The 12,821-nt window shown below is 71.5% G+C and carries 12 protein-coding genes; 7 read left to right on the forward strand and 5 right to left on the reverse strand.

The window, feature by feature from the left end; genetic code table 11:
• Positions 1 to 1,790 precede the first annotated feature (1,790 nt).
• Positions 1,791 to 2,678: an NAD(P)-dependent oxidoreductase gene (locus tag ACIRU3_RS39530; RefSeq protein ID WP_404067412.1), complete on the reverse strand. Its 888-nt coding sequence runs from the start codon at positions 2,676 to 2,678 to the stop codon at positions 1,791 to 1,793.
• Between the two features lie 66 nt (positions 2,679 to 2,744).
• Here ACIRU3_RS39530 and ACIRU3_RS39535 point away from each other — a divergent pair, with 66 nt between their 5' ends.
• The 4 genes from ACIRU3_RS39535 (at position 2,745) to ACIRU3_RS39550 (ending at position 5,598) form a co-directional block, all read left to right on the forward strand.
• A complete protein-coding gene (locus ACIRU3_RS39535) occupies positions 2,745 to 3,095 on the forward strand; it encodes a winged helix-turn-helix transcriptional regulator (RefSeq protein ID WP_404067415.1) in 351 nt (116 codons plus the stop codon).
• 123 nt (positions 3,096 to 3,218) lie between these two features.
• On the forward strand, positions 3,219 to 3,656 hold the full coding sequence (locus tag ACIRU3_RS39540) for a substrate-binding domain-containing protein (protein ID WP_404067418.1): 438 nt from the start codon (positions 3,219 to 3,221) through the stop codon (positions 3,654 to 3,656).
• Between the two features lie 120 nt (positions 3,657 to 3,776).
• A complete protein-coding gene (locus ACIRU3_RS39545) occupies positions 3,777 to 4,346 on the forward strand; it encodes a TetR/AcrR family transcriptional regulator (RefSeq protein WP_404067421.1) in 570 nt (189 codons plus the stop codon).
• A gap of 64 nt (positions 4,347 to 4,410) precedes the next feature.
• Entirely contained in the window at positions 4,411 to 5,598 is a 1,188-nt protein-coding gene (locus tag ACIRU3_RS39550) for a GDSL-type esterase/lipase family protein (RefSeq protein ID WP_404067423.1), read from the forward strand.
• Positions 5,599 to 5,620: 22 nt separating this feature from the next.
• Here ACIRU3_RS39550 and ACIRU3_RS39555 read toward each other — a convergent pair whose 3' ends face one another.
• Together ACIRU3_RS39555 and ACIRU3_RS39560 are read right to left on the reverse strand one after the other, a co-directional pair.
• Positions 5,621 to 6,292 (reverse strand): class F sortase, encoded by a 672-nt coding sequence (locus ACIRU3_RS39555; RefSeq protein WP_404067425.1) that lies wholly within the window; start codon positions 6,290 to 6,292, stop codon positions 5,621 to 5,623.
• Positions 6,293 to 6,415: 123 nt separating this feature from the next.
• Positions 6,416 to 7,033 (reverse strand): hypothetical protein, encoded by a 618-nt coding sequence (locus tag ACIRU3_RS39560; RefSeq protein ID WP_404067428.1) that lies wholly within the window; start codon positions 7,031 to 7,033, stop codon positions 6,416 to 6,418.
• A 673-nt stretch (positions 7,034 to 7,706) separates the two neighbouring features.
• On the opposite strand from ACIRU3_RS39560, the gene ACIRU3_RS39565 reads away from it, so the two are divergent.
• Together ACIRU3_RS39565 and ACIRU3_RS39570 are read left to right on the forward strand one after the other, a co-directional pair.
• Positions 7,707 to 8,720, forward strand: a complete 1,014-nt coding sequence (locus tag ACIRU3_RS39565; protein WP_404067431.1) for a hypothetical protein — start codon at positions 7,707 to 7,709, stop codon at positions 8,718 to 8,720.
• Positions 8,721 to 8,885: 165 nt separating this feature from the next.
• Positions 8,886 to 9,761: a hypothetical protein gene (locus ACIRU3_RS39570; RefSeq protein WP_404067434.1), complete on the forward strand. Its 876-nt coding sequence runs from the start codon at positions 8,886 to 8,888 to the stop codon at positions 9,759 to 9,761.
• A 76-nt stretch (positions 9,762 to 9,837) separates the two neighbouring features.
• Here the strand turns inward: ACIRU3_RS39570 and ACIRU3_RS39575 are convergent, their stop codons facing one another.
• On the reverse strand, positions 9,838 to 11,046 hold the full coding sequence (locus ACIRU3_RS39575; protein ID WP_404067437.1) for a cytochrome P450: 1,209 nt from the start codon (positions 11,044 to 11,046) through the stop codon (positions 9,838 to 9,840).
• Positions 11,043 to 11,753, reverse strand: coding sequence for a tRNA-dependent cyclodipeptide synthase (locus ACIRU3_RS39580; protein ID WP_404067440.1), 711 nt, complete (start codon positions 11,751 to 11,753; stop codon positions 11,043 to 11,045). Before ACIRU3_RS39580 ends, ACIRU3_RS39575 begins: the two co-directional genes overlap by 4 nt.
• 187 nt (positions 11,754 to 11,940) lie before the next feature.
• Between ACIRU3_RS39580 and ACIRU3_RS39585 the strand changes: the two genes are divergently transcribed.
• Positions 11,941 to 12,807: a fructosamine kinase family protein gene (locus ACIRU3_RS39585; protein ID WP_404067443.1), complete on the forward strand. Its 867-nt coding sequence runs from the start codon at positions 11,941 to 11,943 to the stop codon at positions 12,805 to 12,807.
• The last annotated feature ends 14 nt before the right edge of the window (positions 12,808 to 12,821 follow it).

Raw genomic sequence — 12,821 nt, forward strand, 5'->3', positions numbered from 1 at the left:
CTGAACTGCTGGACCGGCACCTGCACCACCTGCCACCAACCCCTGCCCAGCAGACCCACACCAAGATCAAGACAGACCTAACGGAGTCCTACTAGCCCCCGCCCGCGGGCCAGCCGTACGAGCACTTCCCATGCGACAAGGACGACCGCACATACGCAGGCCGGCCGACGGGCGGATACCCCTCCCCCGCCGGCGGATCGTGATGTTGCCGGCCAGGTCAGCTCTCGATGACGACGCATGGCTCGTCGTTGACATCGTTGGCGCACTCCGGGGCGACGGCGCGCAGACCGCGGAGCGGAGCGCGCACCAAGGCTGAGCTGGCGCCGACGGCGGCCCGAGCACGCCATGGCGGGCAGCGGAACGGTGTGCGGCATTCCAGAGGGCCAAGTCACCTGCTACAGGCACCTGTTCGCACCTGGGGAACCTCTGGCGAGTCCACAGTGCAGTCGGCAGGCCCACGCCGCACCGACGCAACCAAGTCCCTGGAACGACCGTACAAGCTGGTCCGGACCGCCGCCCCGGGAGAGGCCCGCGACGCCCTCCCCATCGGGCTTGCGAAGGGCGCGAGGGTGGCCTTGTGGCTCGACGGTCCGACGGTCCGACGGCGACCCTACGCACGGCTCGACGCCTTGGCCGAGGGCGCGCGACCCGCATCCCAGGCATTCGGCGCCGCTACGACGATCGGGCTCGCCCGCGTCGAGCACAGCTCTTGGAGCTTTCTCGTCGTCCTGCCGGAAGACGGCGGCCGCCTGCTCCTGGCGCGCGGACCCCAGACACCACAAGTCGCCGCGCCTGACAGGACTACGGGGCCGCGCACCGCTTCACACTCCGCTCGACAACCGGCGGCACATCCATCGCGCGGGCCGGAGCGACCCGGCGTGCGCCGCACCCGGGGACTCACGAAGATCACACGGCCGGCTCAGCCTTGGCCGTCCCACCGCCGCGAGGATCACCCCACTCGGGGGCAAGGGCGACAGCCACCACGAAAGGCGCGACGCCGGCGCAGGCCGGCTGCGGAACCTGGCAGGGAAGCCACAACGGGCGAACCGATCCGGCCGAAAACACCCCGACCCGTAAAACCACCCCCACGGACAACACGCGAACAACAGTCCGCACGTTGTCCGAGCGGGTCCCCGGGACGGCGCCAGGCCGGCACTCCCAGCCGCTTCGCCGGGGCGGCAGTCCGCCGCTGTCCCGCCTCAGGAAAGTCCAGACAGGAGGTGCGTACGGCTCGCGATTCCCGGACCCGGGCGAGGTGGATTCGCCGTTCCGTCCGGCTCAGACCCAGGTGGGTGGACAGCACTCGGCGGCCTTCCCTGGCGAAGGCTGAGCGGTTGCACCCAGCGTGACATCCACTTTGCCCGTTATGTGTATCACCAGATCGTGATCATGAACTAAAGCCGTGTCCCAAAGGCGTCGATGAGCAGAGCGAGCCCCGCGCATGCGGGGCTCTCGTCATTCGGTGACGGTTCGAACCACAAAAGGAGGAACCGGGCTCGCCCACCTGCCGGCCAAGCGCTGGGCGAGCCCGTAGGCCCATGAACAACGGTCCACTCATCAGCCTCACCGCCATTGTTCTCCTCACAGTGGGAGGAATCACAACTTACGTCGCTTATGCCAACCCCGTGTTGGGCGCGGCGATCCTTGTCGGAGTGGGGGTGATCGGCCTGCTGCTCCACCTCCTCAAGAGGTAGAAGTCCACCGTGCCCCCCTGAACGACAAGGGGGGCACGTTCGTACCCGCGACACTGCGGGACGGGCCCGGCGTGTCACCGAGGCGCGAGCGCACCATCAGTGGCGCGCCAGCACCTCCGCCACTCGGATGAACCCGTCCGTGCCGTGGCCGAGGCCGATGACCCGGCGGGCCATGCCCTCCGTGGCACGCATCACGCCCGCGTCGATGCCGTGGGCCTCGGAGACGGCGACGACATGGGCCATGGTCGAGACGGCCGAGGTGATGGGGTTGATCGAGCCGGAGTAGGTGCCGCTGTCGGCATCCTCGGCGAACTCCGCGAAGAGCGGCGGCAGGATCGCACCGATGCCCTGGGCGAAGGGTGCCAGTTCCCGGGCGGTGACACCTTCTGCCCGGGCGATCGCCACGGCGTGCGCGTACCCCGCCATCGCGGTCCAGAAGATGTCGAGCAGCGCGATGTCGTAGGTGGCGGCGCGCCCGATCTCGTCGCCGAGGTGGGTGTGCGTGCCGCCCAGGGCCTGCAGCAGCGGCAGGTGCTCCTCGAAGAGTTCCCGCGGGCCGCTGTGCAGGAACACGGCGTCGGGCGTGCCGATACTGGGCGCGGGCGTCATGATGGCGCCGTCCAGATAGCGAATGCCGTGGGCGGCGGCCCAGTCGGCCGTGTCCCGGGCGCGGTCCGGGGTGTCGGCGGTGAGGTTGACGACGGTGCGGCCCTTGAGGGCTCGGGTGACCGCGTCCCGTCGCAGGACGGCGTCGGCCGCGTCGTTGTTCACCACACAGACGACGATCAGGTCGCTGGATACGACGGCTTCCTCGGCGGACCTGGCGGCGGCCGCGCCCTCGCCGATCAGCTCGCGGTCCTTGCCCGGCGTACGGTTCCAGACCGTGGTCCGCAGCCCGGCCCGCAGAAAGGCGCCGACCAGCGAGCGGCCCATCGGGCCGAGACCGAGCACGGTGACCGTGGACTGCCCGGAGGGTGTAGACATGATTCAACTCCCGTATAAGTGAAGAAAAGTGGCCCAACGGCCGGCGGAGAAACGAAGAGGACGAGGATGACGCGCAGCCGTGCCCAGGATCCGAACGTGTGCGGAGTGACCGCCGCGATCGCCGTGATCGACGGCAAATGGAAGACTTCGCTGCTGTGGCTGCTGGAGTCCGGCTCGCACCGTCCCGGCGAACTGCGGCGCCTGCTGCCGGGGTTGAGCGAGAAGGTGCTGACTCAGGCGCTGCGCGAGATGGAGTCGGACGGGCTGGTGCACCGGGAGGTGCACGACGTTCTGCCCCCGAAGACCGTGTACTCACTGACCGGTTTCGGCCGCGACCTGTCCGAGGCCCTGGCTCCCCTGTCCGACTGGGGCCACCGCCGCCTCGAGAGGCTCGCCGAGGCCCGGCCGGCCTCCTGACACGCTGCCACCATCGCCTCCGTTCCGCTTGCCCGGCAGCTCCTGACCTCGGACAACAGCCTCTCCCGGCGGGAGAGGGCTGCCAAGTACCCACAAAAAAGTGGGTGTTCTCGACGAGGTCGCGTGTCGCGCCTGCGCCACGCCGGCCACCGGCAGGTGCTGGAGGCCGCGGGCCCGCCCGTGGATCCGCCCCTGGCGCAGAGCGTGCCGACGCCGACCATGGACGCCGCCGCCCGGCGGGCCCGGGCGATGGTGACGGGCGGGCTGCACCTCGACGGCGCGTTCTGTGTGACGGACACCGTGGCGACGGGCGCGCCGCGCGGCCCGGCCGATGCCGGGGTGCGGGTGCCGGGACAGGTCGAGGTGACCGGCTCCGACAACGCCGGCGAGAGCGCGTTCCTCGTTCCCTCGCTGTCCACCGTGGATCCGGACCACGAGCAGATGGCCGCGGAGGTGGTCGCACTGTCGGCCGCGCGGATCGGGCGGGCGCGGCCGCCTGTTGACAGGGAGGAGTTCGTCAGTCGCTTCCTCCTGGTGATCCGCGACTCGACGGGAGGCTGACGCCCGTTCCCGGCGGGATCCGACTACATCGTTGACCGCAGCGTCGGCTACGTAGCTATTCCATTTGCCTAAAAGCTTTAGGCATCTGCATAATCGATTCTGGCAATCAGGAGGAAGCTTATGGTGCGTGTAGGTCTGACCACGGAGCGTCTGGTCCGTGCGGCGGCGGAGCTGGCCGACGAGGTCGGCTTCGACCAGGTGACCGTGTCCGCGCTGGCCCGGCGGTTCGACGTCAAGGTCGCCAGCCTTTACTCGCACCTGAGGAACTCCCAGGACCTCAAGACCAGGATCGCCCTGCTCGCGCTGGAGGAACTCGCCGACCGCGCCGCCGAAGCGCTGGCCGGCCGGGCCGGCAAGGACGCCCTCCAGAGCTTCGCGAACGTGTACCGCGACTACGCCCGGGAACACCCCGGACGCTACGAAGCGGCCCGGTTCCGACTGGACCCGGAGACGGCCGCCGCGAGCGCCGGCGGCCGGCACGCTCAGATGACCCGGGCGATCCTGCGCGGCTACGACCTGACCGAACCCGACCAGACGCATGCGGTCCGGCTGCTCGGCAGTGTCTTCCACGGCTACGTCAGCCTCGAAGCGGCCGGCGGGTTCAGCCACAGCGAACCCGACTCGCAGGAGTCGTGGACCCGGATCCTGGACGCCCTCGATGCGCTGCTGCGCAACTGGCCGGCGCCCTGACCCTTCCCTCCCCCTTCCTCATCTCCTCTCCCCCTCGTCATCCCCTCTCGACAGGCTCGCACCGATGTCCTCCACCACGTACGACTGGATCACCACCCCCCTCACCGCCGACCTCGTACGCGGCGCCCTCGACCTGGAACGCACCGAGCACGGGCTGCTGCCGCACCGGCTGCCGGCCCGGGCCCGGGCCCAGTGCACCGACCCTCAGCTGCACATGGCGGAGTCCCAGCCCTCCGGTGTACGGCTGGCCTTCCGCACCCGTGCCACCGCTCTCGAACTCGACACACTGCCGACCAAGCGGGTCTACGTCGGCGCCCCGTCGCGCCCGGACGGCGTGTACGACCTGCTCGTCGACGGGCGTCCGGCCGGCAGTGCCTCCGTGACCGGCGGCAACACGCTGACGATCGACGTGGCCGTGGGCACCGCGGAGCGGCGGCCCGGCCCGGTCGGCACCGTCCGCTTTTCCGGCCTGCCCGGCGCGGTGAAGGACGTCGAGATCTGGCTGCCGCACAACGAGACCACCGAACTGGTCGCGCTGCGCACCGACGCGCCCGTCGAACCGGTGCCGGACGCGGGCCGCAAGGTGTGGCTGCACCACGGCAGTTCGATCAGCCACGGCTCCGACGCCGCGAGCCCCACCACCACCTGGCCGGTGCTCGCCGCCTCGCTCGGCGGGGTGGAACTGACCAACCTCGGCCTGGGCGGCAGTGCCCTCCTCGATCCGTTCACCGCGCGCACGCTGCGCGACACACCCGCCGATCTGATCAGCGTGAAGCTGGGCATCAACCTGGTCAACACCGACCTGATGCGGCTGCGCGCCTTCGGCCCGGCCGTCCACGGCTTTCTCGACACCGTCCGCGAGGGTCACCCCGACATCCCGCTGCTTGTGGTCTCGCCGATCCTGTGCCCCATCCACGAGGACACGCCGGGCCCCAGCGCCGCGGATCTCAGCGCCCTGGGCTCCGGGCAGTTGCGGTTCCGGGCCACCGGCGACCCGGCGGAACGGGCGTACGGAAAACTCACCCTGGGTGTGATCCGGGAGGAGCTGACCCGGATCGTACGACAGCGGGCCGCCGAGGATCCGCATCTGCACCACCTCGACGGCCGTGACCTCTACGGGGAGGCCGATGTCGCCGAGCTGCCGCTGCCCGACAACCTCCACCCGGACGCCGCCACGCACCGCCGGATCGGCGAACGCTTCGCCGCGCTGGCCTTAGGCCGGGGCGGTCCCTTCGCCGGCGGCGCCTGCTGACCCGTACCGGTCAGCACATCCCTCACACCAGGTGGGCGAAGACCACCAGGTTGTCGGTGTAGTCCCGCACCGAGTGGTCGTAGTCCCCCGCGCAGGTGATGAGCCGCACCTCGGGGCGCGTCGTATCGGCGTACACGTGGTCGCTGGGGAAGTCGTCCTTCGCGTAGGTCTCCTTGTCGTCCACGACGAATTCCGCCTTCCGCCCGTCGGCACGGTCGACGGAGAACCGGTCGCCGCGCTCCAGCTGGTCGAGTTCGGCGAAGACGGCCGGTGAGGTCACCGTGTCGACGTGCCCGGCGATGATCGAGGTGCCCGATTCCCCGGGCGTGACGCCCTTGGCGTACCAGCCGACCAGATTGACGTTGTCCGCCGGCGGGGGCTCGAGCTGACCGGAGGAACCGATGGAGAGGGCGGCGAAGGGGGCATCCACGGAGATCTTCGGGATGAGGAGCCGGAGTGGCGTGGAACGGGGCAGCGGCTCGCCTGCCCGGTGCGTGCCGGTCGACGCGGTGCCGGTCGCGCCCGAGGCGCTGGCCGCATCCGGCGTGTCGTCCGAACCGTGGTGGCCGCCGAACAGGCTGACGGCAATGACGACGATCGCCACGCCCCACAGGGTGAGCCGCCCGCCGCGGCCGGGGTTCTGCTCGTCCTTCGCCGGGTCGGCAGGGGGCGAGGAGGAGGGATCTGCTGCCATCGGACACCACCTCACTCGGGCACGGCAGCAAAGGTTCGGGGGACCAGGGGCGGGCCGCCGGCACGGTGTGCGCCGGCGGCGGCCGCATTCCCTGACATGGGGGAGACCGGGTCAGGACGCCGGCTAGGCGGCCTTCTTGCGGCGCAGCGCGTACATTCCGGTGGCGCCTACGGCGAGTACGGCGAGCCCGCCCGCGGTGACACCGGGAGAAGCGAGGGCGCCGCCTCCCGTGTGCATGCCGCCGCGCGGCTTGTCGTGGTCGTCGCCGCCACCCCAGTCGTCCTTGCCGCCCCCGCCTTCCTTACCGCCTCCGCCTTCCTTGCCGCCTCCGTCGTCCTTGCCGCCTCCGTCGTCCTTCCCGCCCTTGTCCTTGTAGGTCTCGGGGTCGAACCTGCTGTCATCGTCGTCAGGGCTCCAGTCGTCGCCCCGCACCGCGGCGAGGGCACCGCCGCCGGTGTGCATTCCACCGCGCGGCCCGTCGTGGCTGCCGCCCTTGTCGCGGTCCGTGCTGTAGTCATCGTCGTGGCCGCTGTCCGAACCCTTGTCGCGGCCGGAGCCCTTGTCGTGGTCGCCGCCGGAATCGCTGCCGCGGTCGGATTCGCTGTCGTTGTCCCTGCTGTACGAGGAGTCGTCGCGGCCGCCGTCGTCCCCGGCCGGTACGGCGAACGCGGCGCCGGGCGTGGCAAAGGAGAGGGCGGCCGTGGCGGCTGCCGTGGCGAGGAGCATGCGGGCAGAACGCATATCGAGGTCCTTCCGCCGTGGCCGGGCAGCGGATACGACATCAGCTGAATGGACCCGGCCTCGACATGAACCACCGTCAGCCAGACGGTTGCCGCGCACCATCCGGGCCGTCCAGCCGGGTCAGAGCTCCACCCGTCTGTCCCAGCGACACGCCGGAACACCCCCGTCCGGACCCGTCCGTGTCACCCGGTGGCACGCCGGTCGGCCGACAGCCGGCCCAGCGCCGCCCGCCCCGCGGGCCCCCAGGTCGGCCGTCCGCCGGGCAGTCCCCGCTCCCACGCCCGGCCGATGCATATGGAGGCGACCCGGCCGGTTCGTCGCCGGAGCCCTGTTCGCCGTGGTCGGTCTCCCGCTGCCTCGCTCCGCTCGGGTTCGGCCGGGGCGCGACGGACGGCTCGGCCCAGTCCGGTCCGCAGGTCCGGCCCGCAGGTTGGGTCCGCAGGTCCGGTCCGCAGGTTCGGTCCGCAGGTTCGGTCCGGTCCGCAGTCTCGGGGGTGACGGCGCGGCAGGTGCGGGCCGCGCTCTGATCCGCCTGGCACCGCGGTGCGGCAGCCGTCCCCCGTCCGGGCCGATCCGGCGCTACGGCCGCGGGGGCATCCATAGCCTGAATGCGACGATCCATCACACGACGGCGGCGCCCCGGTCCCCCGACCCGTCGAGAAGGAGCCGCCCCATGTCCGGCGCCGCCAGGTTCAGACGCACGACGCGCCGCCTGCTCGCCGCGTCCCTGGGTACCCTGATCGGGGTCGCCGCCGTGGCCGTCCCGGCCCGGGCCGACGCCGGCGAGGTGACGGAGTATCCGATCACCACGACGGCCGACACCCTGCCCGCCGGGATCACCACCGGACCGGACGGGGCGCTGTGGTTCGCGGCGTCCGGGGCCGGCCGGATCGGGCGCGTCACCGTGGACGGCAAGGTCACCGATTTCCCCACGGCCGGCCCGGACAGCTTCCCCTTCGCCATCACCTCCGGACCCGATCGCGCGCTGTGGTTCACCGAGGGGAACGCGAACAAGATCGGCCGGATCACCACTTCGGGGCATCTCACGGAGTTCCCGGTGCCGACGGCGGACAGCTTCCCGGCCGGGATCGCGTCCGGGCCGGACGGCGCCCTGTGGTTCTCCGAGGAGAACGGCAACCGGATCGGCCGGATCACCACCTCCGGCCACATCACCGAGTACCGGGTCCCCACGCCGAGCGCCTCCCCCTTCTCCATCGCGGCGGGCGCGGACGACGCCCTCTGGTTCACCGAACTGGCCGGCGGGAAGATCGGGCGGATCGACCGCACCGGCCGGATCACCGAATTCGCGCTGCCCGGTGGTTCCGACTCCCCCGACGACATCGTCGCCGGGCCCGGCGGCATGTGGTTCACCGCGTCCGGCTCGAACTCGGTGGACCGGATCGACCACACCGGACACGTCACCCGGTTCCCGCTGCCCGGCCCGGACAGCAGCCCCAGCGGCATCGCCCTCGGGCCGGACGGGCAGGTGTGGTATGCCGACCAGTCCGGCCGGATCGGGCGGGTCGGACCACAGGGCAGCATCACGGCCCTCGCGGTGAAGGACGGCGCCGACAAGGTGCCGTTCCGGATCGCCTCCGGCCCCGATCGCGGGGTGTGGTTCACCGAACTGCTCGGCAATGGCATCGGGCACGTCCCGATCCCGCCCCGTCGAGCGCCGGGGGACTGATGCCGACCGGGTCCCGTTCCTGGGTGAGAGTCCGCCCTGGAAGGAAGTCCGCCCCCGGAGGAAGTCGGCTACGGGAGGAACTCGGCCGCGACCGCTTGTTATGACAGCAGTCATAGCTCAGGCTGGTGCCGAGAACACGGCAGGCCGACGCGGTGGGAGGAAGCAGTGGCGGGCGGGACGGCGCGGGCGATGTGGGAGCGGTACGAACCGGTGCACGATCTCGTGTACTTCGCACCCGAGGCACGGCGGACGGCGGACGCGCTGGGGATGCGCGGGTTCTGGATGGGGTACTTCGCGCTCCGGGCGGCGCCGCTGGGCGCGGTGTCCCCGCCCGTGGTGGCGAGTAGTTTCTACGTCTTCCACCCGGCACGGGTGGCCCGTGCACTGCCCGACGCCTGGGGGCACGCGGCTCCGCGGGACGTACTGGCGGCGCGCTGGGAGGCCATGGACGCGGCGATGACCCGTCTGTTCGGGCCGGATGTGGTGGGGTCGGCGGAGCTTGCGGAGGCGGCCGATCTCGCGTGGGAGGCGGCGGCCGCGGCGGACATGCCGGGGCGGGTGCTGGCCGCCGCGAACCAGGCGCTGGAGCGGCCCGAGCGGCCGACGGTGCGGCTGTGGCAGGCCCTGACGACCCTGCGCGAGCACCGTGGCGACGGGCATGTCGCGGTCCTGGTGGGTCTGGGGGTCGGGCCGGTCGAGGCCATGGTGCTCAAGGCGGCCGCCGGGGAGTCGGACGGGCCGTTCCTGCGCGAGACCCGTAAATGGGAGCCGGAGGACTGGGCGGCTGCCGAGGCCGCCCTGCGCGAGCGCGGCTTCGTCAGGGAGGACGGATCGCTGACCCGCGCGGGCGTGGCCGCACGTGCGTTCATCGAGACACGGACCGACGAGGCGGCCGAGCGCCCGTGGACCGCGCTCGGTGCGGAGCGCACCGCCCGCCTCGCCGGGCTGCTGGAGCCGCTGGCCCGCACCGTCGAGGATGCGGGGCTGCTGCCGCCCGGCAACCCGGTGGGGCTGACCAGGCAGCGGTTCGCGGGGCGTTGACGGCAGCATACGTCGGCGTCCCCGCCCGGGGTGCCGGGCCGGGGACGCCGTACAGGACGTACGGAGGGCCCGCGGGCTACCAGGTCACCGGCAGCCGTTCGGGGATCCGCTTCATGAACCCGGTGCGCCACACCAGCTGACTCGACGGCACGGCGAGCGCGAGGTCCGGCAGACGGTCGAGCAGGACTTCGAGGGCGATCCGGGCGTGTGTGCGGCCCAGGGCGGTGGCGGGGCAGTAGTGGGCGCCGCCACCGAAGGAGAGGTGGTCTGCGGTGTTGTCGCGGTGGACGTCGAAGCGGTGCGGGTCCGGGAACTTCTCCGGGTCGAGGTTCGCGCCCTCCACCAGGACCAGGACGAGTTCGCCCCTGCGGACCTCCACGTCGCCGAGCCGGAGGTCCTCCAGGGCGAGGCGCGGCAGGGCGTCGCCGATGGAGAGGTTCACCCGTAGCAGCTCCTCCACGCCCGGGTCGATCAGGTCGGGGGTGTCCCGCAGGAGATCGCGGGCCGTGGGGTGGGTGAGCAGGTAGACCAGGGCCATGGCCAGGAAGCCCGACGTGGAGATGACACCGGCGCCGAACATGGTGACGCCGACGGTGGCGAGCATCTCGTCGCTCAGGTGGGCGTATTCGGGGTCGCCGCGCAGGGCGGCCAGTTCGCCCATCAATCCGTGCGTGGCCGGATCGTCGAGCAGGGCGGCCATCCGGGCGATGTCCCGATCCCAGTTGATCTTGGCACCGGTGATCGGGCACTGCGAGTTCATGAACGCGATGTCGAGGCTGCGCAGGAATGCGGGGGCCTCGGTCTGCGGAATACCGAGGATGTGGCAGTGCATGCCCGCCGAGTACGGCTCGCAGAACGCCCCGCGCAGATCCACCGTCGGCCCCTCGGCCACCATCAGGTCCACCAAGCGGTGCGCGTCCTCGCGCAGCCGGTCCAGCAGGCCGGGCGCCTTGGGGTTGAGCGCCTTCATCACCGCCCGGCGCAGCCCCGCCCCGGTGATGTTGCCCATGTTGTTCACGACCTCGGGCGGGATCGTGAGGGCGTACTGCCGTGGGACGCCGGGCGCGGAGGTGTCCTTGAGGGAGAAGCGGTCGTCCTTCAGGACCTGCTGGCACAGCTCGTAGGAGGACACCAGCCACGCCTCGTCGCCGGCGATGGTCCGCACGCGCCGTACGGGGGTGGTGGCGCGCAGGTCCTCGACCTCGGCGGGAACCCGGGTGCCGTCCCAGGAGAACGGGAAGTCCAGCAGCGGCTGTTCCGCGTGGATGTCGGGGGCGGCGGTCATGCCGCGGCTCCTTCCTGGGAGGCGGGCGTCACGATGGCGTGGCCCTGGTTCCGGGAGGCGCGCAGTCCGGCGCCACGGGAGTACAACAGCTCGGCCATCGGCAGCAGTTGGTGGTAGCAGTTGAGGGAGGAGGGCACTTTGAGGATGGCGGGGGTGTCCAGGAACAGCGGAGCCTCGGCGCACACGTACTCCAGGCACACATCGCGCTGCCGCTCGCTCGCCGTCTCGCCGCGGGTGGACAGGAAGCGGCTGACCAGGGCGTTGCAGACGGCGCGGAAGTCGCCGTCCGAGTGCAGCCTGTCCTTCAGCTGCCGGTGGATCTCCTGGTAGGCGGGGTTGGTGCGGAAGGCGGACATCGGGTGCCAGTCGAGCCGGGTGCCGTCCGGGTCGGCCACGGTCACCGCGTCGCGGACCTTCGCCCGCACGCCCCGCAGGTTCTTCACCGCCTTGCGGCGGGCCTCGTCCGGCGGGTAGCCGGATGCCTCGTACATCTCGGCCACGTACAGGTCGGTGTAGACGAAGTCGACCCTGTCGAAGTGGTCCAGCCCCCAGCGGGCGAGGTCGTGCAGGCGTTGGGCGGAGAAGTAGCTGTTGCCCGGGGACACACCGATCACAGCGTGTGCGCCCTCGCCGAATATGACCTTGCAATGGGAGGTGTAGGGCTGAACTTCGAAGACGTCGGCCATCAGCACGGATGCTGTGGTCACGGGGGTATTCCTCCGCCGCGCGCTAGTCCCTGGAGGGCCCTGTGCCCCTGGTGTGGCGACGCGGCGCCCTCACGCTAGCCGTACAAGGTCAACACGGGTAGTAACTACCTGGGTTTGGCCTAAAACAGTCGTATCAACCGTCGAAGTGCCCTCATGGGAACCTCATTTGCGAGTCGTACGCTGAGGCGTGGTCAATCGAGACGAGGATCCAGGGCAGGCGGCGTTCCGGCTCACCGGGCGCCGGGTCACGGGTGCGCGGGCGGGGTCCGGGTCACCCACCGAGGTGACGCTCGAGGGCGGGACGGCGGTGATGGTCAAGCGTGGCGACGCTCCCGGGGCGGTGCGCGCCGAGGTGGCCGGACTGCGCTGGCTCGGCGAGGCGGAGGCGGTGCGGGTGCCGGCGGTGCTCGGCCACGACGAGCGGTGGATGGTCACCGAGCGCGTGCCGACCGGGCATCCCGACCGCGAGGCGGCGCTGCGTTTCGGCCACGCCCTCGCGGCCCTGCACGCCGCCGGGGCGCCGACGTTCGGCGCGCCGCCGCCCGAGGGTCCCGAGGAGGCGTACATCGGCCTCGCGCCCATGCGGAACGCACCAGGGGCCGACTGGCCGGACTGGTACACCGAGCACCGCGTGCTGCCGTACCTGCGCAGCGCGGTCGACACCGGCACGGTGCGGCCCGGGGAGGCCGCGGTGATCGAGCGCGCCTGCGAGCGGCTCCCGGACCTCGACGGGCCGGCCGAGCCGCCCGCCCGGCTGCACGGCGACCTGTGGAACGGCAATGTGCTCTGGGGTGCCGACGGTGAGGTACGTCTCATCGACCCGGCCGCGCACGGCGGGCACCGGGAGACCGACCTGGCGATGCTCCGGCTGTTCGGCTGCCCGGATCTCGACCAGGTGCTGGCGGGATACCAGGAGGCGGCACCGCTGGCCGACGGGTGGCGGGAACGCGTCGGCATGCACCAGCTTTTCCCGCTCCTGGTGCACGCGGTGCTGTTCGGGCGCGGCTACGCGGAACAGGCTCTCTCCGTCGCCCGCGACGCCCTGAGGGCATGATTCGCCGGCGCGGA

It is taken from the genome of Streptomyces sp. NPDC101151 (genome assembly GCF_044768335.1).
Lineage (GTDB): Bacteria > Actinomycetota > Actinomycetes > Streptomycetales > Streptomycetaceae > Streptomyces.

What these genes read in the sequence shown, in the direction of transcription:
- ACIRU3_RS39535 (WP_404067415.1), top strand. Translation starts at nt 2,745, where the DNA reads ATGACGCGCAGCCGTGCCCAGGATCCGAACGTGTGCGGAGTGACCGCC.
- ACIRU3_RS39555 (WP_404067425.1), bottom strand. Translation starts at nt 6,292, where the DNA reads ATGGCAGCAGATCCCTCCTCCTCGCCCCCTGCCGACCCGGCGAAGGAC.
- ACIRU3_RS39560 (WP_404067428.1), bottom strand. Translation starts at nt 7,033, where the DNA reads ATGCGTTCTGCCCGCATGCTCCTCGCCACGGCAGCCGCCACGGCCGCC.
- ACIRU3_RS39550 (WP_404067423.1), top strand. Translation starts at nt 4,411, where the DNA reads ATGTCCTCCACCACGTACGACTGGATCACCACCCCCCTCACCGCCGAC.
- ACIRU3_RS39575 (WP_404067437.1), bottom strand. Translation starts at nt 11,046, where the DNA reads ATGACCGCCGCCCCCGACATCCACGCGGAACAGCCGCTGCTGGACTTC.
- ACIRU3_RS39565 (WP_404067431.1), top strand. Translation starts at nt 7,707, where the DNA reads ATGTCCGGCGCCGCCAGGTTCAGACGCACGACGCGCCGCCTGCTCGCC.
- ACIRU3_RS39545 (WP_404067421.1), top strand. Translation starts at nt 3,777, where the DNA reads ATGGTGCGTGTAGGTCTGACCACGGAGCGTCTGGTCCGTGCGGCGGCG.
- ACIRU3_RS39530 (WP_404067412.1), bottom strand. Translation starts at nt 2,678, where the DNA reads ATGTCTACACCCTCCGGGCAGTCCACGGTCACCGTGCTCGGTCTCGGC.